Origin of the sequence: Bradyrhizobium sp. NBAIM08, from assembly GCF_020193935.1 — a bacterium.
Taxonomy (GTDB): domain Bacteria; phylum Pseudomonadota; class Alphaproteobacteria; order Rhizobiales; family Xanthobacteraceae; genus Bradyrhizobium; species Bradyrhizobium yuanmingense.
This window is the reverse complement of record NZ_JADYVR010000002.1, coordinates 327,603-352,428: the sequence shown is the minus strand read 5'-3', so window position 1 is coordinate 352,428 and position 24,826 is coordinate 327,603. Positions and strand designations below refer to the sequence as shown.

Here is a 24,826-nt window from a genome sequence, read left to right as displayed (position 1 = left end):
TCGAGAAACGTCCCGGCGGATTCAAGCCCGGTGTCGTGACGTCGTGGTCGGGCGTCGTTCGAGTTTGCGTCAGTTGCGCGGCGGCTTCGCCGCCACGATGTCGTCGGCCTTGACCCATCCGGGGGTGCCGACGGCGAAACGTGTTTTCGCGCGCGTGGCAAGCTCGCGGGCGGTTTTGTTGTCGCCGCGCAAATATGCGGCCTGCGCAGAGGCGAGATCTGCCTCCGCATAATCTCCCTTCCGGCCATAGGCCATCGCGAGCTGGGTATAACCGAGCGCCGCCTCGGGCTCCCGGGCCACCGCGGCGCGGAGAATTCGAACGGCATCGTCGGTGTAGGCCTTATTATCGGTTCCGACCAGAGCCTGCCCAAGTAACATCTCGATGAGGGGGGCGTTGTTCGAGAGGGCGACGGCCTTGCGCAAGGGAGCGATCGCTTCGGCCGCCTTGCCGCTTTCCAGGAGCGCCTGGCCGCGCACCTCGTAGAAATACGGGTTGTTCGGCTGCACCTGGATCAGCGCGTCGATCTGGGCGAGCGCGCTGCGCAGATCACCGTGCAGATAGGTGCTGATGGCGCGGGCATAGCGCGCCGGCAGGCTGTCGTTGGTCTGGGGATAGCGGCGGTACACCGTCTCCGGCCGCTCCATGAAGGCGGAGATTTTGGCGCGGACCATGTCATGCCGAAGCTGGAGCGCGGGATCGTCCTTCTTGTTCCAGTAGGGGCTGGAGCTTGCGAACTCCTGTAGTGCAGCGACGCGCTCGGCCGGCATCGGATGCGACTGCAGATAGGGATCGGCGCCGCGCGCGGCGAACAGGCTCTCGCTGGTGAAGCGCTTGAACGTCTCGTACATGCCCTTGGGCGATTGCTGGGTCGCAGCCAGGAATTTCACGCCGGCGCGGTCGGCATTCTCCTCCTGCTGGCGCTGGTAGGAGAGCAGCGTGCGGCGGATCACCTCCTGCGGAGCGGCGATGGCGGCCGCGCCAGCATTGGCGAGCCCGTTGTTGCCTACGCTGCTGCGCTGCGTGCTGCCGGCCGCAATCGCGCCGGCGCCGAGCAGCATCGCGATGATCATCTGGGTCTGGGCGGCGGCGAGCTGCTCGCGCAGCTTGGACAGATGGCCGCCCGCCAGGTGTCCGGTCTCGTGCGCGAGCACGCCGATGATCTGGTTCGGCGTCTCCGATTGCAGGATCGCGCCCCAATTGACGAAGATGCGGCGGCCATCCGCGACGAAGGCGTTGAACGAGCCGTCGTTGATGATCACCATCTGGATGTTGTGCTTCTCCAGACCCGCAACGCGCAGGATCGGACGCGTGTATTCGCGCAGCAGCTGCTCGGTCTCGGTGTCGCGCAGGACCGGCAGCCCCTTGGCCTGCGCGCGCGCGGCCGAGAACGGCGTCAGCGCGATCGCCGTGGCCGTGACGAGGGCGGTGAGGGCGGAGGCCTTCTTGCGCAATGCGATCTGGAGCGACATCAAGCGGTCTTGGTCAAAAGGGGCTCGGTCAAGTGGTCTTGGTCAAGCAGTTCAGTGATTGGTTTTGGCGATTGGCGGCGGACCGGATACGCGATATGCCCTTGTGAGCGGTGCCCTTATGAGCCGTACAATGCGGCCAGTCTGGGGCACAAGCGCCCCGTTTACGGACCGGACGGACCGGTTCGCCAGCCAATAGCAGAAATCGATGCACGACGCGACATTGAGGAACCGGTTGGGGCAGTGGCTCGAGCCCTCCCGCCGCAGCGATGTTCCCCCGTTCATGGTGATGGACGTCATGGCCGCGGCGGCCCGAATCGAGGCCGCCGGCGGTCATGTGATCCACATGGAGGTCGGCCAGCCCGCGGCCGGCGCGCCCAGGACCGCGATCGCGGCCGCCCATGCGGCGCTCGAGGCCGGACGAATCGACTATACGTCCGCGCTCGGCATCCCTTCCTTGCGCGCGCGCATCGCGCGCCATTATCGCGACGCCTATGGCTGCGATGTCAGCCCCGAGCGGATCGTGGTGACGACGGGCTCGTCGGGCGGCTTCATCTTGGCCTTTCTGTCGATGTTCGAACCTGGCGATCGCGTCGCCGTGACGGTGCCGGGCTATCCGCCGTATCGACATATTCTGACCGCGCTCGGCTGCGAGCCGGTGCTGATCGAGACCACGAACGAAACGCGTCACGCGCTCACCGGCGAGGCCCTGCTCGCAGCGCATCGCAAGGCGCCGCTGAAGGGTGTTCTAGTCGGCAGCCCCGCCAATCCGACGGGCACGATGATGTCCCGTGAAGCGCTCGCCGGCCTGATCGCGGCCGCGGAAGATGCCGGCATCCGCTTCATCTCCGATGAGATCTATCACGGGCTCGATTACGCGTTTCCGGCCGTGACTGCGGCCGCGCTGTCCGAGCACGCGCTCGTGATCAATTCGTTCTCGAAATATTTTTGTATGACCGGTTGGCGCGTCGGCTGGATGGTGGTGCCTGAAATCCTGGTGCGGCCGATCGAGCGGCTGCAGCAGAACCTCTCGATCTCGGTGCCCTCGCTGTCGCAGATCGCGGCGGAGGCCGCCTTCGACGGCGCGGCCGAGATGGAGGAGATCAAGCACGGCTACCAGGAAAACCGGCGTGTCCTGATCGATGGTTTGCCCAAGGCGGGACTGACGAAATTCCTGCCGGCCGACGGCGCCTTCTATCTCTATGCAGACGTCTCGGACTTCACCGCCGACAGTTTCGAATTCGCAAAGCAGATGCTGGAGCAGGCGCGCGTGGCGGCAACGCCCGGCCTTGATTTCGATCCCATCCATGGCCGCTCGTTCATTCGTTTCTCCTATGCGCGCTCGCCAGGGGAGATGCGTGAGGCAGTTGACCGGATTGCTGAGTGGCTTAAATAACTGCGCCAGTTTTCTTCAGCCTTCCGGAGTTCAGCTTGTCAGACCGTTCCGTCCCGTCCGCCGCTACGCCACATTCTTCTCTCGCCGCATTGATGTGGCCGACGCGACCGGGCGAAGCCGTCGGCGCGCTGCGTGCCGTCGTGCTGGTCGCGCTCGGCACGGCGTTGATGGCGCTGTCGGCCAAGGTGAATCTGCCGCTGCCTTACGTGCCCATGACGTTGCAGACGTTGGTGGTGCTGATGATCGGCGCCGCCTATGGCTGGCGCCTCGGCAGCGCGACCATGATCGCTTACCTCGCCGAGGGCGCGATCGGGCTTCCGGTGTTCGCCGGTCCCGTGGGTGGGATCGCGCCGCTGGTCGGCCCGACCGCGGGCTATCTGTTCGGTTTCGTTGTGGCCGCGTTCGCGACCGGTTGGCTCGCCGAGCGCGGCTGGGATCGCAGCGTCATGCTGCTGTTTGCGGCGATGGCTGTTGGGCACATCGTCATTCTCGCGACCGGATTCGGCTGGCTGGCATTCGGCCTTGGTCTCGGCGCCACCAAGGCCTGGCAGGTCGGCATCGTGCCGTTCATCGCGGCCTCGCTGGTCAAGAATGCGCTCGGCTCGACCCTGATGCCGGCGGCGCGCCGGATTGTCGAGCGTCGCGGATAGGACGCGCTCGCTAAAATCGCTCGGGCCGGTACGGCGTGGGATCGACCGCGGGCGTTTCGCCGCTCATCATTTCCGCGAGCAGGCGCCCGGTCGCAGGTCCCAGCGTAAAACCCTGGTGGCCGTGGCCGAAATTCATCCACAGGCCGGGGTGGCGCGGGGCCGGGCCGAGCACCGGGAGCATATCGGGCGTGCAGGGCCTCGTTCCGAACCATGGATCCGGCTCGACCCGCTTGCCGAGGTCGATCAGCTCGCGCGCCGAGGCTTCGGCGCTGGCGAGCTGCACCGGGGTTGCGAGCGCGTCCGCGCCCGTCAATTCCGCGCCGGTGGTGATGCGGATGCCCTTGGCCATCGGCCCCATGGCGTAGCCACGGGCCTTGTCGACCAGCGGCAGGTCGAGCGAAGCGCCGCCGCTGTAATGCATGTGGTAGCCGCGCTTGCGCACCAGCGGGATGCGATAGCCGAATTTGTACAATAAATCGGGCGACCACGGCCCGAGCGTCACGACGGCGTGGGCAGCGTCGATGCGGCCCTGGTCGGTGTCCACCGACCAGCCGGTCGCGGTGTGTCGCAGCGACTGCGCATCACCGAGCACGATCCTGCCGCCGAGCCGTGCGAACAGCTCGGCATAGGCCGTGACCAGCGCGCCGGGATCGGACACGGTCCAGGTGTCGAGCCAATGGATCGCTCCCGGGAGATCGTCGCGCAGGATCGGCTCGGCCCTGGCAAGCTCGCTGCCCGACAGCACGCGGTAGTTCACGCCGAATTCGCGCTGATCTTCCTCGGCAGCCTTGACCGAGAGATCCAACGAAGCGGCATCGCGAAACAGCGCTCGGTAGCCGGCGCGGCGGATGAGATTGTCGGCATGCGCCTCGCGGATCAGGATGTCGTGCTCGGCCGTTGCGTAGGCGATCAGCCGTGCCCACGCCTCGATCGCCTCGCGATGTCGCTTCGGCGCCGAATGCCACCAATAGCGGAGCAGGGGCTCGATGTGGAGATGCAGCGAGGAGAGGCTGTAGCGCACGTCGTTGGTGCGGCCGGTCGCGATCTTCAAAAGCGAAGCGAGGTCGCGCGGCATCGGATAGGGGCGTACCGCTTCGGCCTGGATCATCCCCGCGTTGCCGTAGCTGGTCTCGCGGCCCGGCTCCCTGCGATCGATCAGCGTCACCCACCAGCCGCGCCGCTGCAGATGCAGCGCGGCGCCGACGCCCACCATGCCGCCGCCGAGAATGATCGCGCTTTGCATCGCAACTGACCTCATCAAATCAAAACCGCCCGGTTGGGCCGGGCGGTTTCGATTCCATTTGTCCCTTTACTCGCCGCCGCCGAAACGGCGTGACCACCAGCCGGCACGACGTGGGGCGGCCGGGGTTTCGCTTGCCGCCTCCGGCGCGGGCTCAGGTGCCGGCGCGGGTGCAGCAACCGGCTCGGTCGCCTCCGCCGCCGGCGTTGCGGGCTCCGCCTGGCTGTTCGCCAGGAAGCTCACCTTTTCGCGCACGGTGGAGCGGCGCCGCGCGGCCCTGTCGCCGGCTGACTCTTCGTCCGGCGTTGCGGTCGTCGCGGCGGGAGCGGGCTCCGGCTGGGCCGGCGCCTCGGTTCGGATCTCGGCGTGCGGCTCAGGCTCCGCAACTTGCGGCTCGCCGGTCGGCTCGGCCTGCGCGATCGAAGGCGAAGCCTGGCTGCCGAGGCCGTCGAAATCGGCCACTGCATCGGCAGCTTCCGGCGGCGGGTTGGTGCCGAGCTCGTCGCTGATGGAGCCAGCAAGACCTTCCTCGCCGCCACCGCGACGGCGGCGACCGCCGCGGCGGCCACGCCGACGCCGGCGATCACCGCTGCCCTGCTGTTCGCCACGGGCGGCCTGTTCCTCGCCTTCCTCACCGTCCTGCTCGGACTCGGTCTCCTCCTCGCTTTCGCCGGCGATCATCGCGGGCTCAGGCACGGTCGGCGCCGTATCCTCGCGCAACTCTCCTTCGCGCTGGCCGCCGCGGCCGCGCCGGCGGCGCCGGCGCTTGCGGCGCTGGCCGTCCTGCTCCGAGGCTGCCTCGCCGCCAGCCTGCTCGTCGGCAAGGCCTTCGGTCTCGTCGGTTTCGACCTCGGATTCCGTCTCCAGGTCGAAGACGTCCTCGTCGTCATAGGCCTCTTCGGCCGGTGGCGGCGGGCTCGCAGCGGCTTGCGCAACGAGCAGCGCCTTGGCGGCTTCGAGCGTATGCACCTGCTCGCCGCGGTCGATCACATAGGCCTGCGGACCGCTGACGCCGGGATCGGCGATCACCGACAGCGTGACCTTGAAGCCGTTCTCGAGATCGCGCAGATGGCCGCGCTTGTGGTTCAGCACATAGAGCGCGACGTCGGTGCGGGTGCGGACCACGAGATTGTGGGTGGCGCCCTTCATCAGGATCTCTTCGAGGCCGCGCAGGAGCTGCAGCGCCACCGAGGACACCGAGCGGACGTGGCCGGTGCCGCCGCAATGCGGGCACGGATCGGTCGAGGATTCCAGCACGCTGGCGCGGATGCGCTGGCGCGACATCTCGAGCAGGCCGAAATGCGAGATGCGGCCGACCTGGATGCGCGCGCGATCCTGCCTGAGGCAATCGGACAGCTTGCGCTCGACCGCGCGGTTGTTGCGCTTCTCGTCCATGTCGATGAAATCGATGACGATCAGGCCGGCGAGGTCGCGTAGGCGGAGCTGGCGGGCGACCTCTTCAGCCGCCTCCATGTTGGTCTTGAGCGCGGTGTCCTCGATATGGTGCTCGCGCGTCGATCGTCCCGAGTTGACATCGATCGAGACCAGCGCCTCGGTCTGGTTGATGACGATGTAGCCGCCGGAGCGCAGCTGCACGGTCGGCGAGAACATCGCATCGAGCTGGCTCTCGACGCCCATGCGCGAGAACAGCGGCTGGCCGTCGCGATATTGCTTCACCGCGCCGACATTGGCGGGCATCAGCATCTTCATGAAGTCGCGGGCCTCGCGGTGGCCGGCTTCGCCGGCGACCAGGATCTCGTCGATCTCCTTGTTGTAGAGGTCGCGCAGCGAGCGCTTGATCAGCGAGCCTTCCTCGTAGACGAGGGTCGGGGCCTGCGATTTCAGCGTGAGGTCGCGCACCGTCTCCCACATCCGGATCAGATATTCGAAGTCGCGCTTGATCTCGGGCTTGGTCCGGGCGGCGCCCGCGGTACGCAGGATGATGCCCATGCCCTCGGGCACGTCGAGGTCCTGCACCACTTCCTTCAGGCGCGAGCGGTCCTGCGCGCTGGTGATCTTGCGGCTAATGCCGCCGCCGCGTGCGGTGTTCGGCATCAGGACGGCGTAGCGGCCGGCGAGCGAGAGGTAGGTCGTCAGCGCCGCGCCCTTGTTGCCGCGCTCTTCCTTGACGACCTGAACCAGCATCACCTGGCGGCGCTTGATGACTTCCTGGATCTTGTACTGGCGGCGCGGGCGGAAGGTGCGCTCCGGCACTTCCTCGAGCACGTCGTCGCCGCCGACGGATTCGACGACTTCCTCTTCGGCATCCTCGCCGTCCTCGTCCTCGTCATCCTCTTCGGCTGCTTCCCCGGCGTCCGCATGCGGGGCTTCAGTGCTTTCGCCGGCGGCGTAGATGGCCTCGGCCGGCTCGGCGGCCGATGTCACGGCCTCCGCCAGAGGCTCCGCCAGAGCTTCCGCGGCATGAGCTTCGGGAGCGGGAACGTCGAAGGTTGGCGCCGGCTGCGGCTCGGCAGCGGTCTCGACCGCGGGCTCGGCGCCGACCGCCGCGACAGGCGCGGGCGCCTCGTCGGCGTGATCATGATCGTGATGATCGCGCTCGTCCTCGCGGCCGTGGGCATCATCGTGAGCGTGATCGTGCTCGTCATCGCGGGCATGACGATGTTCGTCATGATCATGGTCACCATGATCGGGATCGTGGCCTTCGTGCTCGCCATGATGCTCCGTATCGGCGTGCGGATGCTCGCCCTCGGCATGCTCGGGCAGCGCGGCGCCTTCGACCGGCTGAGCGGCGGGATCGGCGCCGGCTTCGAGACCTTCGACGATGTCGCTGCGCACGCGCTCGCCATGACCGCGGCGGCGGGCGTTGCGGTGCCGCGAGCGGCGACGGCCGTGCGAGCGGTTCTCGCTTTCTTCCTCGGCCTCGCGATGGGCCTGTTCCTCGGCCTCGATCAGCGCCTGCCGGTCGGCGACCGGGATCTGGTAGTAGTCGGGATGGATTTCGCTGAAGGCGAGAAAGCCGTGGCGATTGCCGCCATATTCGACGAAAGCGGCCTGGAGCGAGGGTTCGACCCTTGTGACCTTCGCGAGGTAGATATTCCCGCGCAGTTGCTTGCGTTGCGCGGTCTCGAAATCAAACTCTTCGACGCGATTGCCGCGGACCACGACGACCCGGGTCTCCTCCGGGTGGGTGGCATCGATCAACATCTTGTTGGGCATGTCTTAACTCTTGGCGGCGGCGGACGCGATAAGCCGTGGGCGCGTATCGCGCCGGCGGGTGACGCGACGGTCCACCTGATTCGGGGGTGAGGGGAAGGCCGAAACGCCGTCTCTCGCGCCTTGCCGAACCGGAAGCTTCAGGACCATTGCGACGCACGGGATTGTCACTCCGCAGCGTCGCGAATGCTCCTTCAGATTTCGTCGGCACAGTCTGGCGCATCAAGCGTCGGCCCGTATGAAACACTGGGCGGCGAGGCCGCCCTTCAATCAGTTGCTGCTGGCCAGGCACGGCGCGAGCGCGCTCGCCTTGGGGATCACGAACCGCCCCCTTGGGATCAAGGGACCGGGTAATGGGTTACGCCGCTGTCAGAACCGTCCCGGCAACATGAGTGGTAGCCCGAGACCGTCCGCCGCCGGGGCTTGACCCGCTCCACCTCGCTGCCGCGCACCGCGCTGGTCATAGAGGGAAGTGGAAAACGCTGGAATTCTCAAACCTTGAGAGTTCCGGCGCTGCACCGGGAGGCTGAATGCGACACAACCGGAAATATCGGCCGTCAGCATTCCGTACATACGAGGAATGAGCCATCCGTGCAAGGGAGCGTCGCACGGCGGTCACAGTCGCCGAGTTTCGCGTTTCCGTCATTAAGGATCGATTAACCCTGTGGTTCTATTGCGTTAAGAGAGCTGCTCGGAGGCACGGAATCGGTGGCGAGCCGCACAAATCGACGGATTTTGCTGGGGGGCGTGTTGCTATGCACTGCGGCATTGCCCTGTGCCGATTCCGCGCGCCTGATCGCCGCCGAGAGCCGGCTGCAACCTGCTGCCGTTGCGGCGAATTTTCCGGTCGCCTCGGCCGCCCGCCTGGCCGGCGATGGCAAGCAGACCCGCTTCATCCTCGATCTCGACCAGACCGTCACCTTCCGCGCCGTCACGCTGGGCGACCCCTACCGCGTGGTGGTGGACGTGCCGCAGGTCAATTTTCAGCTGCCCGCCGGGACCGGAAGCGGGGGGCGGGGGCTGGTCAAGGCCTTCCGCTACGGGCTCGTCATGCCCGGCGGCTCGCGAATCGTGTTCGACCTGACCGGACCGGCGAAGATCGCTAAATCCTACGTGCTGGAGGCGGCCAACGGCCAACCCGCCCGGCTCGTGCTCGAGCTGGAGGAGGTCGACCGCACCGCCTTCGTGTCGTCACGTGCCCCCGAGAACCGTCCCGAGCTGCGGCCCGCAATCGCTGAAGCGCCGCCTGCCACGGTTCCCAGTGCCGCGGCCCCGGATGGCGCGCAGCAGAAGGCCGATACTCGACCGGTGGTGGTGATCGATCCCGGCCACGGCGGCATCGACAACGGGACGCAGTCGAGCGGCGAGAGCGAGAAAAACCTGGTGCTGGCCTTTGGCCTGGCGCTCCGCGACAAGCTGGAAAAAGCCGGCAAGTACCGCGTGGTCATGACGCGGGACGACGACACCTTCGTTCCGCTCAATGACCGCACCAAGATCGCCCGCAATCTCAAGGCGGCCTTGTTCGTCTCGATCCACGCCGATGCGCTGCCGCGGGCGGAAGGGGATGCGCAGGGCGCGACCATCTATACGCTCTCCGACAAGGCGTCCGACGCCGAGGCCCAGCGGCTGGCGGATGCGGAGAACCGCGCCGATGCGATCGCCGGCTTCAACCTCGCGGAGGAGCCGACCGACGTCGCCGACATCCTGATCGACCTCACACAGCGGGAAACCCGCACCTTTTCAAACCGTTTCGCCCGCCATTTGATGAGCGAAATGAAGCAGACGGTGCGGATGCACAAGCATCCCCTGAAATCCGCCGGCTTCCGGGTTCTGAAGGCGCCCGACGTGCCATCGGTGCTGGTCGAGATCGGCTACGTCTCCAACAAGGGCGATCTCGAGCAGCTGGTCTCCGAGGGCTGGCGCTCCCGCGCCGTGGGCTCGATGGCCCAGGCGATCGACGGATTTTTGACGAAGCGGATGGCCACGGCGGGGACGTCGAACTGAGCCGGTTTGTTCCTCCCGGCCCGAAGGCCCTAGTTTGGCCACAGCGGACGCTTTATAGAAACCGGTAGAGGGTTCCGGAATCGGCGAGAACCTGTTCGGCAAGCGTCTTAAGTCCGGCCTCGATGTGATTGCGTAAGCCGGTGAATTCGCGGCGTGAGGTTGGTACCGTTTTGTGTGCCAAAGGGCTGATACTGGGCTGATCCAGAGTTTGAACGGATAAACAGATAATGCGCTTGCTGGTGCGGTTCATGGGCTTCCTGTTCGCCGCGGGAACAGTGGTGTTCCTTGTTGGCGTCGGGGCCGTGGCAGGCCTGATCTGGCATTTCTCCAAGGACTTGCCGGACTACTCTCAGCTTCAGGATTACGAGCCGCCGGTGATGACGCGTGTGCACGCGGTCGACGGTTCGCTGGTCGGCGAATACGCCAAGGAGCGGCGGCTGTATCTGCCGATCCAGGCGGTGCCGAAGCTTGTGATCAACGCCTTCCTCGCGGCCGAGGACAAGAATTTCTACGAGCATGGCGGCATCGACTACACCGGCATGGCTCGCGCAGGCCTGCTCTATCTGCAGAACTACGGCTCCAACCGCCGTCCGCAGGGTGCGTCCACGATCACGCAGCAGGTCGCCAAGAACTTCCTGCTCACCAACGAGGTCTCCTTCTCACGCAAGATCAAGGAAGCCTTGCTGGCGATGCGCATCGAGAAGACCTATTCGAAGGACAAAATCCTCGAACTGTATCTCAACGAGATCTATCTCGGCCTCGGCGCCTACGGCATCGCGGCGGCCTCGCTGGTCTATTTCGACAAGTCGGTGAACGAGCTGACGGTGGCGGAAGCGTCCTATCTGGCGGCGCTGCCGAAGATGCCGGCGACGCTGCATCCGGTCCGCAACCGCGACCGCGCCATCGAGCGCCGCAATTACGTGATCGACCGTCTCGTGGAAAACGGCTGGATCAAGCAGGCCGACGCCGACAAGTCGCGCAAGGAGCCGCTCGCCGTCACCAGCCGTTCCAACGGCGCCCACACCTTTGCCGGCGAATATTTCGCCGAGGAAGTCCGCCGCGACATTTTCGAGCGCTACGGCGAGAAGAAGCTCTACGAGGGTGGCCTGTCGGTTCGCACCACGCTCGATCCGAAGGTTCAGGTCATGGCGCGCAAGGCCATGGTCGCCGGCCTCGTGAACTATGACGAGCAGCAGGGCTATCGCGGCGCCATCAGCAAGCTCGACATTTCGGGCGACTGGGGCGTGAAGCTCGCCGAGATCAAGTCGCTGTCCGACATCTCGCCTTGGCGCATGGCGGTGGTGTTGGAGACCAGCGATCAGTCGGCACGGATCGGCTTTCAGCCTGGCCGCGAGCTCGGCGGTGCGGTGAGCAAGCAGCGCGAGACCGGCATCGTCACGGTCGACGGCGTGCGCTGGGCGCGGGCGCTGCAGGGCGGCACGAGAGGCAAGACGCCGACAGCGGTGTCGCAGGTGCTCCAGCCCGGCGACGTCATCTATGCCGATCCCCTCTACAAGGACGGCCACCCCGTCGAGGGCCAGTACCGGCTTCGCCAGATTCCGGAAGTCTCCGGCGCGATGGTGGCGATGGATCCCTGGACCGGCCGCGTGCTCGCGATGGTCGGCGGCTTCTCGTTCGACCAGAGCCAGTTCAATCGCGCCACGCAGGCCTACCGGCAGCCCGGTTCGTCGTTCAAGCCGATCGTCTATTCGGCTGCGCTCGACAACGGCTATACGCCCTCGACCGTCGTGCTCGACGCGCCCATCGAGATCGACCAGGGCCAGGGCGCCGGCGTGTGGCGGCCTGAAAACTTCTCCTCGGGCAAGTTCCAGGGACCGGTGACGCTGCGCAATGCGCTGCGGCAATCGCTCAACACCGTGACGGTGCGCCTCGCGCAGGACATCGGCATGCCCCTGATCGGCGAATATTCCCGCCGCTTCGGCGTCTATGACGAACTGCCGAACTATCTCTCCTACGCGCTCGGCGCCGGCGAGACCACGGCGATGCGCATGGTCACGGCGTACTCGATGCTCGCCAATGGCGGCCGCCGCGTGAAGCCGACGCTGATCGACCGCATCCAGGACCGTTACGGCCGCACCATCTTCAAGCACGACCAGCGCGAATGCCGCGGCTGCGACGCGCCGGGCGGCTGGAAGAACCAGCCCGAGCCGCAGCTGATCGACCGCCGCGAGCAGGTGCTGGATTCCATGACCGCCTATCAGATCACCGAGCTGATGGAGGGTGTGGTGCAGTCCGGTACGGCCACGGTGATCAAGGAGGTCGGCAAGCCCGTCGCCGGCAAGACCGGCACCACCAACGAGGCCAAGGACGCCTGGTTCGTCGGCTTCTCGCCGGACATCGCAGTCGCAGTTTACATGGGCTACGACAAGCCTCGTCCGCTCGGTAAGGGCAATGCCGCGACCGGCGGTCATCTCGCTGCTCCGATCGTGCGTGACTTCCTCAAGCTCGCGCTCGCCGACAAGCCCGCGGTCCCGTTCAAGGTGCCCGCCGGCATCAAGCTCGTGCGCGTCGTCGCCAAGACCGGCATGCGCGCCGGCCCCGGCGAGACCGGCGGAACCATCCTCGAAGCCTTCAAGCCCGGCACGGCGCCGCCGGACAATTATTCGGTCATCGGCGTTGCCGACGCCGACGGGCGCGGCATGCCGGTGCAGCAGCAGCAGCCGGATTCCGGCTTCCTCTTCCGGCCGGGCACTGGCGGGTTGTGGTAGGCCGCGGATAAGGCCGGCGATCACGGCTCGGGCGGTTGCGCTTTGCGGCCGCCGCCGCTACATCCCCTTTCGAACTGCACGCGGGATTCCGCAAGACAGAGAACAACATGCGCGCCGAAATCGAACGATTGGTAGAAGAGATCAAGCAGTCAGTCGGGCTGCTGAGGAGGCATCTTTGACGTCGAGAAATCGACGGCGCGCCTCGCTGAGCTGAACAAGCTCGCAGAAGATCCCAACCTCTGGAACGACCCCCAGAAAGCCCAGAAGCTGATGCAGGAGCGCACCTCGCTGGAGGATGCGCTCAGCGGAATTGGTAAGGTCGAGCAGGAGCTCGAAGACGACATCGGCATGATCGAGCTCGGCGAGGCCGAGGGCGATGACGGCGTCGTCGCCGAAGCCGAAGCTGCCCTGAAGAACCTCAAGAAGGAAGTGGCGCGGCGCGAGCTCGAGGCACTGCTCTCGGGCGAAGCCGACCGCTTCGATTCCTATCTCGAAGTCCACGCCGGCGCCGGCGGCACCGAGAGCCAGGACTGGGCGCAGATGCTCCTGCGCATGTATACGCGCTGGGCCGAAACCCACGGCTTCAAGGTCGAGTACCTCGAAGAGTCCGAGGGCGAAGAGGCCGGCATCAAGTCGGCGACCATCCAGGTCTCCGGTCACAACGCCTATGGCTGGCTGAAGACCGAAGCCGGCGTGCATCGGCTGGTGCGCATCTCGCCATTCGATTCCAACGCGCGGCGGCACACCTCGTTCTCGAGCGTGCAGGTGTTCCCCGTCATCGACGACAGCATCAAGATCGACATCAAGGAATCCGACGTCCGCGTCGACACGATGCGATCGGGCGGTGCCGGCGGCCAGCACGTCAACAAGACCGAATCCGCGGTGCGCCTGACGCATATCCCGACCGGCGTCGCCGTGGTCTGCCAGGCCGGCCGCTCCCAGCACAAGAACCGGGCGCAGGCCTGGGACATGCTGCGCGCGCGTCTGTACGAGATCGAGCTGAAGAAGCGCGAGGAGAAAGCCGCCGCCGACCAGGCCGCCAAGACCGATATCGGCTGGGGCCACCAGATCCGCTCCTACGTGCTGCAGCCCTATCAGATGGTGAAGGATTTGCGCACGGGCGTGCAGACTTCCGACACATCGGGCGTGCTCAATGGCGAGCTCGACGAGTTCATGGCCGCGACCTTGGCGCAGCGCGCCTTCGGCACCACCGCCGGCGACGTCGAGGACGTGGACTAGCCATGTCCCGAATCGCCTTCATCGGGCTTGGGCGGATGGGCCATGGCATGGCCGGCCGCTATCTCGATGCCGGCTTCACGGTAACGATCTGGAATCGCAGCAAGGCAAAGGCCGAGGACCTGATCGCGCGCGGCGCGATTTGGGCGACCTCGCCGGAGGATGCCGCGATCGATGCCGACGCGGTCGTGACCATGGTCGCCGACGACGAGGCCTCGCGCGCGGTCTGGCTCGGGCCTGACGGCGCCGCCAAGACGGCGAAGGCCGGCACCATCGCGATCGAATGCTCCACCGTCTCCTATGACCATTCCCGTGAGATGGGCCGCGAGCTCAACGCGCGCGGGCTGATCTATATCGACTGCCCGGTGACGGGATTGCCGGACGCGGCGGCGGCCGGGAAGTTGACGCTCTTGGTTGGCGCCGACGCGGCCGATCTCGAGCGCGCGCGGCCCTATCTGACGCCGATCGGCTCGACCATCCGCCATTTCGGCGCGGTCGGCTCCGGCACGGTCTACAAGCTGATCAACAATCTCATGGGCGCGATCCAGATCGCCGGCCTCGCCGAGGGCCTTGCGATTGCCGAGCAGGCCGGGCTCGACATGAACCTGGTGCTGGAATCGATCCAGGCAGGCGTCGCGGCAAGCCCGCAGGTAGCGCGTCACTCCAAGCGCATGGTCGCCCGCGATTTCAGCGGCGCGACCTTCACCGCAGCGCTGCGGCACAAGGATGCCGCCTACGCCGTGAAGCTCGCCGAGAGCCTGCTCGCGGGCAAGCCGCTGGTCGCGCGCGCCGCGGTCGAGGCGTACGCGCAGGCGAAAGCGGTGATGCCGGACGATGATGAAGGCAGGATGATCGAGCTGGTGTCGCGGCCGAAGAAGCCATCCTAGTCAAACCGCGCTAACCGGTGCCCCTCAGTCACTCCATTCGCGCCGAGCATCGGTTTGTAAACCGGGACCTCGTCAGAAATCGGGTGGCGACATTGATCGCACCGGCCTAGGCCATGGGGCTGAGGTAAGTCCCCATGCCCGACAATGACCACCGGATCGACGTGCGCGACTGGTCGCTGCTCGCTCTGCTCTCGATCCTCTGGGGCGGTTCGTTCTTCTTCAACGGCGCGGCCTTGCGGGAATTGCCGCCGCTGACACTGGTGTTTTTGCGCGTGGCGCTCGGCGCTGCGATGCTGCTGCCGCTGCTGCGCGCACATGGCATCGGCTTTCCCAAAAGCTGGGCGGGCTGGGCGCCGTTCTTCGCGATCGGGCTGCTCAACAACGTCATCCCGTTCTCGCTGATCGTGATCGGCCAGACTTTCATTCCGAGTGGGCTGGCCTCGATCCTGAACGCGACCACGCCGATGTTCACGGTTATCGTGATGATTACAGCGGGCGAGGAAGCCTTGCAGATGCGCCGCCTGGCTGGGGTTGCGTTGGGCCTTGCCGGCGTGATCCTTCTGCGCGGATGGGGCTTCGAGACGAGGCCGGGGCAGGGGCTCGGCATCCTGCTCTGCCTCGGCGGCGCACTGAGCTACGGCTTTGCGGCGCTGGCGGCGCGGCGATTGCTGCAGGACGCAGCACCGCTGGGGACGGCGACGTTTCAATTGATGGCATCCACGGTGATGATAGCGGTTGTCGCCGGCGTCGTGGAGCAGCCTTGGCAGTTACCGATGCCGAGCCTCACGACCTGGCTCGCCGTGCTCGGCCTCGCCGCGCTGTCGACGGCGCTCGCCTACATCGTCTTCTTTCAGATCGTGCGGCGCTCGGGCGCGAGCAACGTCATGCTGGTGACGCTGCTCATTCCGGTCACCGCCATCCTGCTGGGCTGGCTGGTGCTGGGTGAGCCGATCTCCGGCCGCGAGATCGCGGGCGCAATCGTCATCGGCAGCGCGCTGCTGGTGATCGACGGGCGTGCATTCAGCTTGCTGTGCAAGCTCTCGGCCGCCATCTCTGGCTCTCGGGAAGCTCTGCGCTGCGAAACTGAAAAGCGCGGGCCTAACCCGCGCTGAGCCGCACGCCGGCGCGCAGGAATTTCTGTGGATCGACCGCTTCACCTTCGATGCGGGTCTCATAATGCAGGTGCGGACCGGTGGAGCGGCCGGTCGAGCCGACGAGGCCGATGACCTGGCCGATCTTCACGACTTCGCCGACCCTGACGTTGATCTCGGAGAGATGGCCGTAGCGGGTCGAAAGCCCGTTGCCGTGGTCGACCTCGACCATGCGGCCGTAGCCGCCGGACCATCCGGCGGAAACCACCTTGCCGTAGGCGGTGACGCGGACGGGATCACCGCTGGCGGCGCGGAAATCAAGGCCGGTGTGCATCGCGGGCCGACCCAGGAAAGGATCGCTGCGCACGCCAAAGCCCGAGGTGAACTCGACCTCGCCAATGACGGGCTTGCGATACGGCACCAACGCCAGCGTGCGGTTGAGACGGTCCATCTCGGCGCGCGTGGTGTGGATGCGGTGGAGCTGCTTCTCGAACGGTCCGGCATTCGCCGTCAGCTTGACCGGGACGAACGGTCCGCCCATCGCACTGCGCGGCACGGCGGCTTCGAGATGGGCAAGGTTCAGGCCGAGGTCGCTGACCACGCTGCGCATCCGGCGCATGCGCGAATCCATGCTTTCCTCGACCGCGTTGAGCGTCGCCATCTGGCGCCGCTCGACCTGATCAAGCGAGGTCGTGAGCCGGACCAGCACGTTGTCGAAACCGCGGTTCTTGGCGAACTGGCTGGTCGGCGTTGCCGCAACGCTCGGCGCGCGCGATTCGAGGCGCGCTTCGCGATCCGGTGGCGCCACGAAGATCACGGTGTCGCTGATGGGCGACGGTTTTGGCGTGGTCGGGCTTGCATCGCTGCGCTGCGGAGCGGCGCGGGGAATCGAGCCGGTCACGTCGGGCATGGCGCCGAGCGCCGTGGCCCGGGACTCGAGCGCCGTCTGGCGCTTCATGATCTGGTCGAGCTTTTGGTCGAACTGCTCCTGGTCGAGCAATTGACGGCTGGTGGTGCGATCGATCTTGGCGCGCAGCTCGGCGATGCGGTCCTCATAGGCGTATTGCATCTCGGCCTGGCGGGCGATCAGCCGGGTCAGGACGTCGTCACGGAACGCGAAATAGGTGGCGGTGGCGGCCGACCACAGCCCGAGCAGCACCACGGTGCCGACCACGATCCAGAACACCACGGGTCCGAAGCGGACCTGCTTGCCGGCATGCACGATGGTGTAGGCATCGTCGGTGGCGGGCAGGGGAATCGCGGTTACCGCCGCCGGGGCACCCAGAGGGCGCCGGAAGGCCCGTCCGTGATCGTGAGGATGATGTTGGGGGTACTGCGAGTATTGGGCAGAACTTTTCGACATCGGCACTCCCGCGCCGGTCGGATGGGTTCCTTGCGGCTCAATTGCCGCCGCAATCTGGGCCGCTCATGGTTAATTTTCCGCAAATGGGAACGCGCGAATTTAAAGGATTGGTTAAAGGCTCCTTGCCGCCTCCAGCACTTCGTCGGCATGGCCATCGACCCGGACATTGCGCCAGATCCGCGCGACTTTACCGTCAGTCCCGACCAGCACCGTGGTGCGAAGGATCCCAAGGAAGCTCTTGCCATACATGGACTTTTCGCCCCAGGCCCCATAAGCCTCCAGCATCTCATGCGTCTCGTCCGAGATGAGGGAGACGCCGAGCTTGTGCTTGTCGCGAAACTTCTCCTGGGCCCTTAACGGATCGGCGGAGATGCCGAGCACGGCGGTGCCGGCGGCCGCGAAGGCGCCCGCCAGGCGCGTGAAGTCGATCGCCTCCCGCGTGCAGCCGGGGGTGTCGGCGCGGGGGTAGAAGAACAGGACGAGCTTTCGGCCGGCGTAGTCGGCGAGCGTGACCACGTCGCCGCCATCGCGCGGCAGGCGGAAGGCCGGGGCCTTTTGGCCCTCGGCCAAGCCGGACTTCAAGCCCGACTTCAAGCCCGACTTGGCCGCAGCCGGAGAGGAGGCGGATTTGGAGGATTTTAACTGTTTCGATGCGGCCTTATGCGATCCTGCTTTTGCTATGGTCGCAGCTGATTTGCGTGCCGGTGTCCGCTGCGTTTTCGCGGATCTTGTTTGAGTCGATGCCCGCGTTTTTGCGGACTTCTTTGCAGCGGTCGGACTGCCGGAGGGCGTTTTGGACGATTTCTTTCGGGATTTCTTGGACATACGCCTTCCTTTCGACGCTTTCGACAGGTCAACCGAAGCGGTATTGCAGCTCTTGTCCGGCGAGCCGGAATCGTGCCCTCGGCTGGGCAAGTCTGGCGACGCCGGAGTATGGTTACAAGGAATTCCACGCACCACCCCACTGCTCGTTGAACGCGCTCCCGGGGCGAAATGACGAACAGCAGGAATATTCGAGGTATGGCGGCAGTGCCGGCGCAGGGAGCATCACTTCCCGCGAACGGCTGCGGTCCCGGCGGCGCTCAGTCCTATGACGGGCGCCTGTATCGAGAGGCAATGGCAAGGAATACGTCGCCCCAGGACTACAACCGGGATTTTGATCGGCGCGGCGGCCAACTCGAGCCGCAGGAATGGGACGACGCCGACTGGGATCCGGATCAGGAAGCGGCTGCGCGCAATCGCGCACGCCGGTTGCTGGCGCGTTCCGGTTCGGGCTTTCTTCGCTTCGGTGGTGGATTTAGCGCGCTGCGCCGCTGGACGGGTGGGGGACGCTGGCTGAAGCGCCTGGCGGTGGCCGTCGCCACCGTCATCGTCATTTTCATCGGCTGTTTCGGTGCGCTGTGGTGGCGGCTCGGTGCCGGTCCCATCAGTCTGGACATCGCAACGCCGTGGCTCGCAGCCGCGATCGAGGACAATATCGGCCACGGCAACACCGTTGAGGTCGGCGGCACCCAGATCGAGCGGGCCGGCCGGGTCCGCGTCGCCGTCCGCATCCGAGACATCATCGTTCGCGACCGCGATCACGCCGTCGTCGCCAGCGCGCCGAAGGCCGAGGTGAGGCTGTCGGGTGCGGCCCTCCTGATGGGGCACCTGCGAGCCGAGAGTCTCAACCTGGTCGATGCCGAGCTCGCCATCCGCATTGCGCCCGACGGCACCGTCACCGTGTCCGCCGGCGACACCGCAAAGCCGCTGGCGACCGGTGTCGCGTCCAAGAAGGACGCGGGCCTGCCGCCGACATTCCCGCGCAGCGGTGTCCCCCCGCCGCCATTCGCGACCGCGCCTGCGAGCCCGGACGCATCGCAGGCCGCACCGCAGGCGACCGCGCAGAGCGGCATCCTTCAGGGCCTCGACTGGCTCGACAGCCTGAGCATGACGGGCCTCGACGGTCAGAACCTCAACGAGATCGGTCTGAAAAACGGCGTCCTGATCGTCGACGATCAGCAGCGCGGCAGCAAATGGTCGTTCGAGAACATCACGCTCAGCCTGAGGCGGCCGAGCCGCGGCGGCGTCGCGCTCAGCCTCGGCGAGCAGGGCGCGCGTCCGTGGCTGCTGCGCGCCACGATCGGACCGGCCGAGAACGGCGTGCGCTCGGTCGACATCAAGGCCGACAAGGTCTCGACCTCCAACATCCTGCTGGCGCTGCGGGTGAAGGACCTCACCTACACCGCCGACCTGCCGCTGACGGGCGAGCTCAAGGGCGAGCTCGGCCGCGACGGCGTGCCGACCTTCTTCCGCGGCAAGATCGCGGCCGGCGCCGGCAATATCATCGATACCGACACGCCCGACTACCCGATGGCAATCGACTCGGCCGAGATCAACGTCGAGTGGGATGCGAACCGGCGGGTGCTGGTCGCGCCGTTCAAGGTTCTCTCCGGCGCGAACCGCCTGACGCTGCTGGCCCATCTCGAGCCACCCAACGGCAACATCAACGACTGGCAGCTCGGCTTCAGCGGCGGGTCGATCCTGCTCGGCGGCATCGACAACGAGCCGCCGCTCGTCTTCAACCGCATTGCGATCGGCTTCCGCTTCGACGCCGACCACAAGCGCATCCTGCTGACACAGGCCGACGTCTCCAACGGCGAGATCGGCGTCGCCGGCACCGGCGCCCTCGACTATTCGGGCGAGCCGCGGCTCACCCTCGGTTTTGCGGGCACGCCGATGTCGGCCTCCGCCTTGAAGCGGATGTGGCCGACGCTGATCGTCCCCGAATTGCGTGAATGGGTGATAGAACGGATCGAGCGCGGCACGCTCCAGCGCATCGAGATCGGCGTCAACTCGCCGACCAGGAACCTGCCGCGCAAGGGTCCGCCCATTCCGGACGACGGCCTGTCGGTCAACATCGTGGCGAGCGGCGTTGCGGTCCGGCCCGTGGACGGCATGCCGGTGGTGCGCGATGCCGATCTGAAGGCGCGCGTGACCGGTCGCACCGCGACCGTCAACATCGGGCAGGGCATTGCCGATACCCCCGCGGGCCGCAAGGTCACGATCTCCGATTTCGTGTTCGAGGTGCCCGACATGGCGCCCAAGCCGTCGCCGTCGCGGAGCAGGTTCCGTGTGGAAGGGCCGGTGCCCGCGGCCGCTGAAATGCTCGCCAATGATCGGCTGAGCGACCTGTCGGCGACCGTCGTCGATCCCAACACCAGCAAGGGAACGTTCTCGGCGAACATCCAGCTCGGCATGCCGGTCAAGGGCGAGCTGACCAAGGCCGACACCACCTACGCCGTCACCGCCGATCTCAACGGTTTTGCCGCCGACAAGCTGGTGATGAACCAGAAGCTGGAAGCCAACAACCTCAAGATATCAGCCAACAACCAGGGCTATCAGGTCAGGGGCGACGTCAAGATCAACGGCCAGGCGGCCTCGCTCGATTATCGCAAGCCGGCCGAGGGCGACGCGGACGTCAGGCTGCAGGCGACGCTGGACGATGCCAGCCGCGCGCGGCTCGGCTTCGATCTCAGCCCCGCCGTCATCGGATCGTTGCCGATCAAGCTGTCGGGCAAGATCGCGAGCGGCGCGGATCAGACGACGAAGCTCGGCGTCGAGGCCGATCTGACCTCGGTCAGGCTCGACAACATCCTGCCCGGCTGGGTCAAGCTGCCGGGCAAGTCCGGCAAGGCCAGCTTCAAGGTGGTGCCGACGGCGCAATCGACGCGTTTCGAGGACATCGTCATCGAAGGCGGCGGCGCCTCGATCAAGGGCTCGCTCGAGCTCGACGCGAACAGCGATCTCGTGAACGCGAACTTCCCGACCTACGCGCCGTCCGACGGCGACAAGGCCTCGCTCAGGGTGGAGCGCAGCCAGGACGGTGTGCTGCGCGGCACCATGCGTGGCGACGTGTTCGACGGCCGCGGCTTCCTGAAGTCGGCGATCTCAGGCAATTCCAAGGACGACAAGAACAAGCTGAAGAACGTCGATTTCGACATCGACGTGAAGCTCGGTGCCGTCGCCGGCTTCAACGGCGAGGCCATGCGCAGCCTCGATGCCAAGATGTCGAAGCGCAATGGGGCCATCAAGGCGTTCACGCTGAGCGGCAAGATCGGCCGCGACACGCCTGTCGCTGCCGACCTGCGCGGCGGCCGTGCCCAGGGCAACCGCGAGGTGATCTACCTGCAGACCAACGACGCCGGCGCGCTGCTGCGCTTCACCGACACCTACACCAAGGCGGTCGGCGGCCAGATGGTGGTGGCGATGGAGCCGCCGTCTTCCGAGCCGAACGCCGCGCGCGAGGGCCTGATCAATGTCCGCGACTTCACCGTGAAGGGCGAGGCGCAGCTCGAACGCGTTGCCGCCGGCGCGCCGAACGGGACCGGGAATGGCGTCTCCTTCAGCGCACTTCGCGCCGAGTTCACGCGGCAGAACGGTGCGCTCACGGTCCGCGACGGCGTGGTCAAGGGGCCGATGATCGGTGCCACCATCGAGGGCTCGATCGACTATCCCGGCAACCAGGTCTGCATGAGCGGCACCTTCGTGCCGATGTACGGCGTCAACAACATCTTCGGCCAGATCCCGCTGTTCGGCATCTTCCTCGGTGGCGGCAACAATGAGGGGCTGATCGGCGTGACCTACGAGGTCGTCGGCACGCCAGCCGCGCCCGTGATGCGCGTCAATCCGATCTCGGCGATGGCGCCGGGCCTGTTCCGCAAGATCTTCGAGTTCAACACCGGCAAGCAGAACTCGCCATTCGAGGAATTCCCATCGCATTCGAACGACGGCTCGACCGGATCGACGCGCCAGCTGTCGAGCGGTTGCACCCTCGCGCGGCGGTAGCCACGCACATTTCCAGGTGCACGTCATGCCCGGGCTTGTCCCGGGCATCCACGTTCTTCGTGCGGCGCGGCCAAAAACGTGGATGGCCGGGACAAGCCCGGCCATGACGAATGTGGCGATGCTTTCGCGCCAAACGTTTTGAGGCTGGAGCGGGGCGTCAGGCCGCGCGCACGCCCCTCAGGAATGTTCCGACCTCGCCGGAGAGCTGCTCGGCCTGCTTGGAGAGGTTGCTGGCTGCTGCGAGCACCATGCCGGCAGCGTTGCCGGTCTCGTTGGCTGCGGTGGAGACGCCGCCGATATTGGTGGTGACCTCCTTGGTCGCCTCCGCGGTCTGCGAGACGCTGCGGGCGATCTCGGCGGTGGCGGCGCCTTGCTCCTCGATGGCCGCGCCGATCGAGGTGGCGATGCGGCTGACCTCCTCGATGGTGGCGGTGATGCCGCCGATCGCATCGACAGCTTCCTTGGTGGCGCCCTGGATCTGGGCGATCTTGTCGCCGATCTCGCGCGTGGCTTCCGCGGTCTGGCTCGCCAGCGACTTCACCTCGGAAGCGACCACGGCAAAGCCGCGGCCGGCTTCGCCGGCGCGGGCGGCCTCGATGGTGGCGTTGAGCGCGAGCAGGTTGGTCTGCGCCGCGATGTTGGAGATCAGCTCGGCGACATGCTCGATCTGCTGGGCGCCGTCCGAGAGTGCGCGCACGATGGTGTCGGTGCGGCGGGCGCTGTCCACCGCACGTCCCGTGACCTCGGCCGATTGCGCGACCTGGCGGCTGATCTCGGTGATGGAGGAGGAGAGCTCCTCGGCGGCGGAGGCGACGGTCTGGACGCGCTGGCTGGCCTCATTGGCGGCCGAGCCGACCACGGCGGCGCGGCGATTGGTGCCTTTGGCGGTCGACGACATCGACTTGGCCGTGGTCTCCAATTCACCGGAGCCGGAGGCCATCAGGCCGACGAGCTGGCCGACGGAGGCATCGAAGCGGTCGGCAAGGGCGATCAGGGCCTCGCGCTTCTCCTGCTCGCTGCGGGCCTTGGCCGCGACCTGCTCGGCCTCCAGCGTGCGGGCCGTGAGCGCGGTCTGCCTGAGGATTTCGAGCGTCTCGGCCATGCGGCCGATCTCGTCGCCGCGGTCGGTCTCCTCGACCGGCTTGTCGATGGCGCCTTCGGAAATCGCCTGCATGCGATTCTTCTGACGGTCGAGCGCGCCGAGCACGTCGCGGGCGATCAGCCAGGACAGCGCCGCCATCAGCAGCATCAGGCCGATGCCGATGGCGCCAAGCTCCAGCGTCAAGGCGCGCACATCGGCGTCGATGTCGTCGACATAGAGGCCGTAGCTGATGATGACGTTCCAGGGCGCGAATTTGCGCGCGAACACGGTCTTGCGGACCGGCTCGGTCTGGCCGGGACGGGGGTAGAGATAGGAGGTGACGCCGCCCTGCGCAGTCTCGCTGCCGGCCTTGATGATGGCGTCGGCAATCAGCACGCCGTTTGAATCCTTGGCGCCGGTGATCTTGCCTTCGAGCTGCTGGTTGGCGCCGTTCACGACCAGGGAGCCGTCCGGATTGTAAACCACCGGATAGCCCTGGTTGCCGTTGAAGTTCATGCGGCGGCCGCGCTGGTGGAACAGGCTCTTGGCCTCGGCCGGCGTCAGCTTGCCGGCGGTCACTTCGTCCTGGAGCGCTTGGGCATAGTTGTAGAGGAGTTCGACGGCGGTCCGCATCTGCTCGACGCGGTCCTCCATCATCCGGCTCTTGCTGAGCACGGCCGATACGCCGATGATGGCTGTGATCGTGAGAGCCGCGAGGCAGACCATGCTGGCAAGCTTGGTGCGGATCTTCAAATGACTCAGCAGTTTCATCACAGCCCCTACGGAATGGTTGTTATTGCTCGCACCGGTAGCATGAAGTTCTTACCAATCATGAATGGAGGCATGCGGCGGCCTGCCGCGCGGACAACGTGCGCAGGCGCGGGCGCAATGGTGCAGGCAAATCGCCGTGCAGACGGACTCCAGCCCGTCTGGGGAAGGGAATCGATCTTGGGTTTTGGCAGCTAGACCGTCTGGACGGACCTGCAATGAATCGATTCGTTCATCGCATCATCATGTCTCTGCTGCTCGTCGCGGCCCTCGTTCTGATCTGGAATGTGCTGGGGACGCGCTGAGACGGCACCGGAGATCTGCCGGCGCCATCCTCGTGCTTAGCGGATGAGATGTGCTTCAGCGGGGCGCGGATGCGCCCGCCGGTCCGGCGGCTATTTCTTGCCCATCGCTGCGTCGACGCTGACCGGGCCTCCGCCCGCCGCCGAGAGATACAGGCAGGCGAAGCAGAACAGGATCGCCAGGGTGCCGTTGTTCAGCAGCGGCAGGAAGATCGGCGTCTCGCCCCTGAACATGTGGCCCATGAAGTAGGCGAAAGCCATTTCACCGGACAAGATGAAGGCTGCGAGGCGCGAGAACAGGCCGATCATGAGCAGCCCGCCAAGCACCAGTTCGAGCGCACCGGCGGCGCCGTAAAGCGACATCAGCTCGACCTTGGCGAACATTGGGACAGCCGGAAACTTGAACAGCTTGGCGACGCCGTACTGGAACAGCAGCAGGCCGGTGATGAAGCGAAACAGGCTCAGGAGAACCGGTTGAAAGCGAGTGAGATAAGGAAAGTCCATTGGTTTGCCCTCCATCCAATGCTGGACCCAATGCTGCGACTTGGACCGCATTCGCTTCCGCCTCGCAAGCCACCAGCATCAATTCAGCGCTGACATTTTCGTCATGT

Annotated in this window: 15 protein-coding genes; 8 read left to right on the top strand and 7 right to left on the bottom strand. The window is 66.2% G+C overall.

Annotated features, from left to right (window positions below):
* Positions 1–69: 69 nt before the first annotated feature.
* Positions 70–1,470 (bottom strand): M48 family metalloprotease, encoded by a 1,401-nt coding sequence (locus I6F37_RS07740; RefSeq protein ID WP_036000048.1) that lies wholly within the window; start codon positions 1,468–1,470, stop codon positions 70–72.
* A gap of 205 nt (positions 1,471–1,675) precedes the next feature.
* On the opposite strand from I6F37_RS07740, the gene I6F37_RS07735 reads away from it, so the two are divergent.
* Positions 1,676–2,863 (top strand): pyridoxal phosphate-dependent aminotransferase, encoded by a 1,188-nt coding sequence (locus tag I6F37_RS07735; RefSeq protein ID WP_036000044.1) that lies wholly within the window; start codon positions 1,676–1,678, stop codon positions 2,861–2,863.
* A gap of 92 nt (positions 2,864–2,955) precedes the next feature.
* The gene (locus I6F37_RS07730; protein ID WP_036000041.1) at positions 2,956–3,513 is read left to right on the top strand and encodes a biotin transporter BioY; all 558 of its coding nucleotides are present in this window, start codon (positions 2,956–2,958) and stop codon (positions 3,511–3,513) included.
* A 10-nt stretch (positions 3,514–3,523) separates the two neighbouring features.
* On the opposite strand, the gene I6F37_RS07725 is transcribed toward I6F37_RS07730, so the two are convergent.
* Complete coding sequence (locus tag I6F37_RS07725; protein ID WP_225150839.1) at positions 3,524–4,756, bottom strand: FAD-binding oxidoreductase; 1,233 nt, start codon at positions 4,754–4,756, stop codon at positions 3,524–3,526.
* Between the two features lie 66 nt (positions 4,757–4,822).
* Positions 4,823–7,930 (bottom strand): ribonuclease E/G, encoded by a 3,108-nt coding sequence (locus I6F37_RS07720; protein ID WP_225150837.1) that lies wholly within the window; start codon positions 7,928–7,930, stop codon positions 4,823–4,825.
* Positions 7,931–8,635: 705 nt separating this feature from the next.
* Here I6F37_RS07720 and I6F37_RS07715 point away from each other — a divergent pair.
* The 5 genes from I6F37_RS07715 (at position 8,636) to I6F37_RS07695 (ending at position 15,895) form a co-directional block, all read left to right on the top strand.
* Positions 8,636–9,931, top strand: coding sequence for an N-acetylmuramoyl-L-alanine amidase (locus tag I6F37_RS07715; protein ID WP_225113978.1), 1,296 nt, complete (start codon positions 8,636–8,638; stop codon positions 9,929–9,931).
* Positions 9,932–10,158: 227 nt separating this feature from the next.
* Positions 10,159–12,660 (top strand): penicillin-binding protein 1A, encoded by a 2,502-nt coding sequence (locus tag I6F37_RS07710; RefSeq protein ID WP_225113979.1) that lies wholly within the window; start codon positions 10,159–10,161, stop codon positions 12,658–12,660.
* Between the two features lie 107 nt (positions 12,661–12,767).
* A protein-coding gene (gene prfB, locus I6F37_RS07705; protein ID WP_100213427.1) for a peptide chain release factor 2 occupies positions 12,768–13,899 on the top strand; the annotation gives its coding sequence in 2 pieces (ribosomal slippage) (positions 12,768–12,836 and positions 12,838–13,899; 1,131 coding nt in all).
* A 2-nt stretch (positions 13,900–13,901) separates the two neighbouring features.
* Positions 13,902–14,783: an NAD(P)-dependent oxidoreductase gene (locus tag I6F37_RS07700; protein ID WP_109143907.1), complete on the top strand. Its 882-nt coding sequence runs from the start codon at positions 13,902–13,904 to the stop codon at positions 14,781–14,783.
* 134 nt (positions 14,784–14,917) lie between these two features.
* Entirely contained in the window at positions 14,918–15,895 is a 978-nt protein-coding gene (locus tag I6F37_RS07695; RefSeq protein ID WP_225150835.1) for a DMT family transporter, read from the top strand.
* Here I6F37_RS07695 and I6F37_RS07690 read toward each other — a convergent pair.
* Both I6F37_RS07690 and I6F37_RS07685 read right to left on the bottom strand, forming a co-directional pair.
* On the bottom strand, positions 15,882–17,237 hold the full coding sequence (locus I6F37_RS07690; RefSeq protein ID WP_192893223.1) for a M23 family metallopeptidase: 1,356 nt from the start codon (positions 17,235–17,237) through the stop codon (positions 15,882–15,884). The two genes, I6F37_RS07695 and I6F37_RS07690, sit on opposite strands and share 14 nt — an antisense overlap.
* A 111-nt stretch (positions 17,238–17,348) precedes the next feature.
* Positions 17,349–18,062, bottom strand: a complete 714-nt coding sequence (locus I6F37_RS07685; RefSeq protein ID WP_225151158.1) for a peroxiredoxin — start codon at positions 18,060–18,062, stop codon at positions 17,349–17,351.
* Positions 18,063–18,257: 195 nt separating this feature from the next.
* Here I6F37_RS07685 and I6F37_RS07680 point away from each other — a divergent pair, with 195 nt between their 5' ends.
* Complete coding sequence (locus I6F37_RS07680) at positions 18,258–22,064, top strand: DUF3971 domain-containing protein (protein ID WP_036000019.1); 3,807 nt, start codon at positions 18,258–18,260, stop codon at positions 22,062–22,064.
* Positions 22,065–22,221: 157 nt separating this feature from the next.
* On the opposite strand, the gene I6F37_RS07675 is transcribed toward I6F37_RS07680, so the two are convergent.
* Both I6F37_RS07675 and I6F37_RS07670 read right to left on the bottom strand, forming a co-directional pair.
* On the bottom strand, positions 22,222–23,916 hold the full coding sequence (locus tag I6F37_RS07675; RefSeq protein ID WP_225150833.1) for a methyl-accepting chemotaxis protein: 1,695 nt from the start codon (positions 23,914–23,916) through the stop codon (positions 22,222–22,224).
* Between the two features lie 392 nt (positions 23,917–24,308).
* Positions 24,309–24,719 (bottom strand): DoxX family protein, encoded by a 411-nt coding sequence (locus I6F37_RS07670; protein WP_036000011.1) that lies wholly within the window; start codon positions 24,717–24,719, stop codon positions 24,309–24,311.
* Positions 24,720–24,826 lie beyond the last annotated feature (107 nt).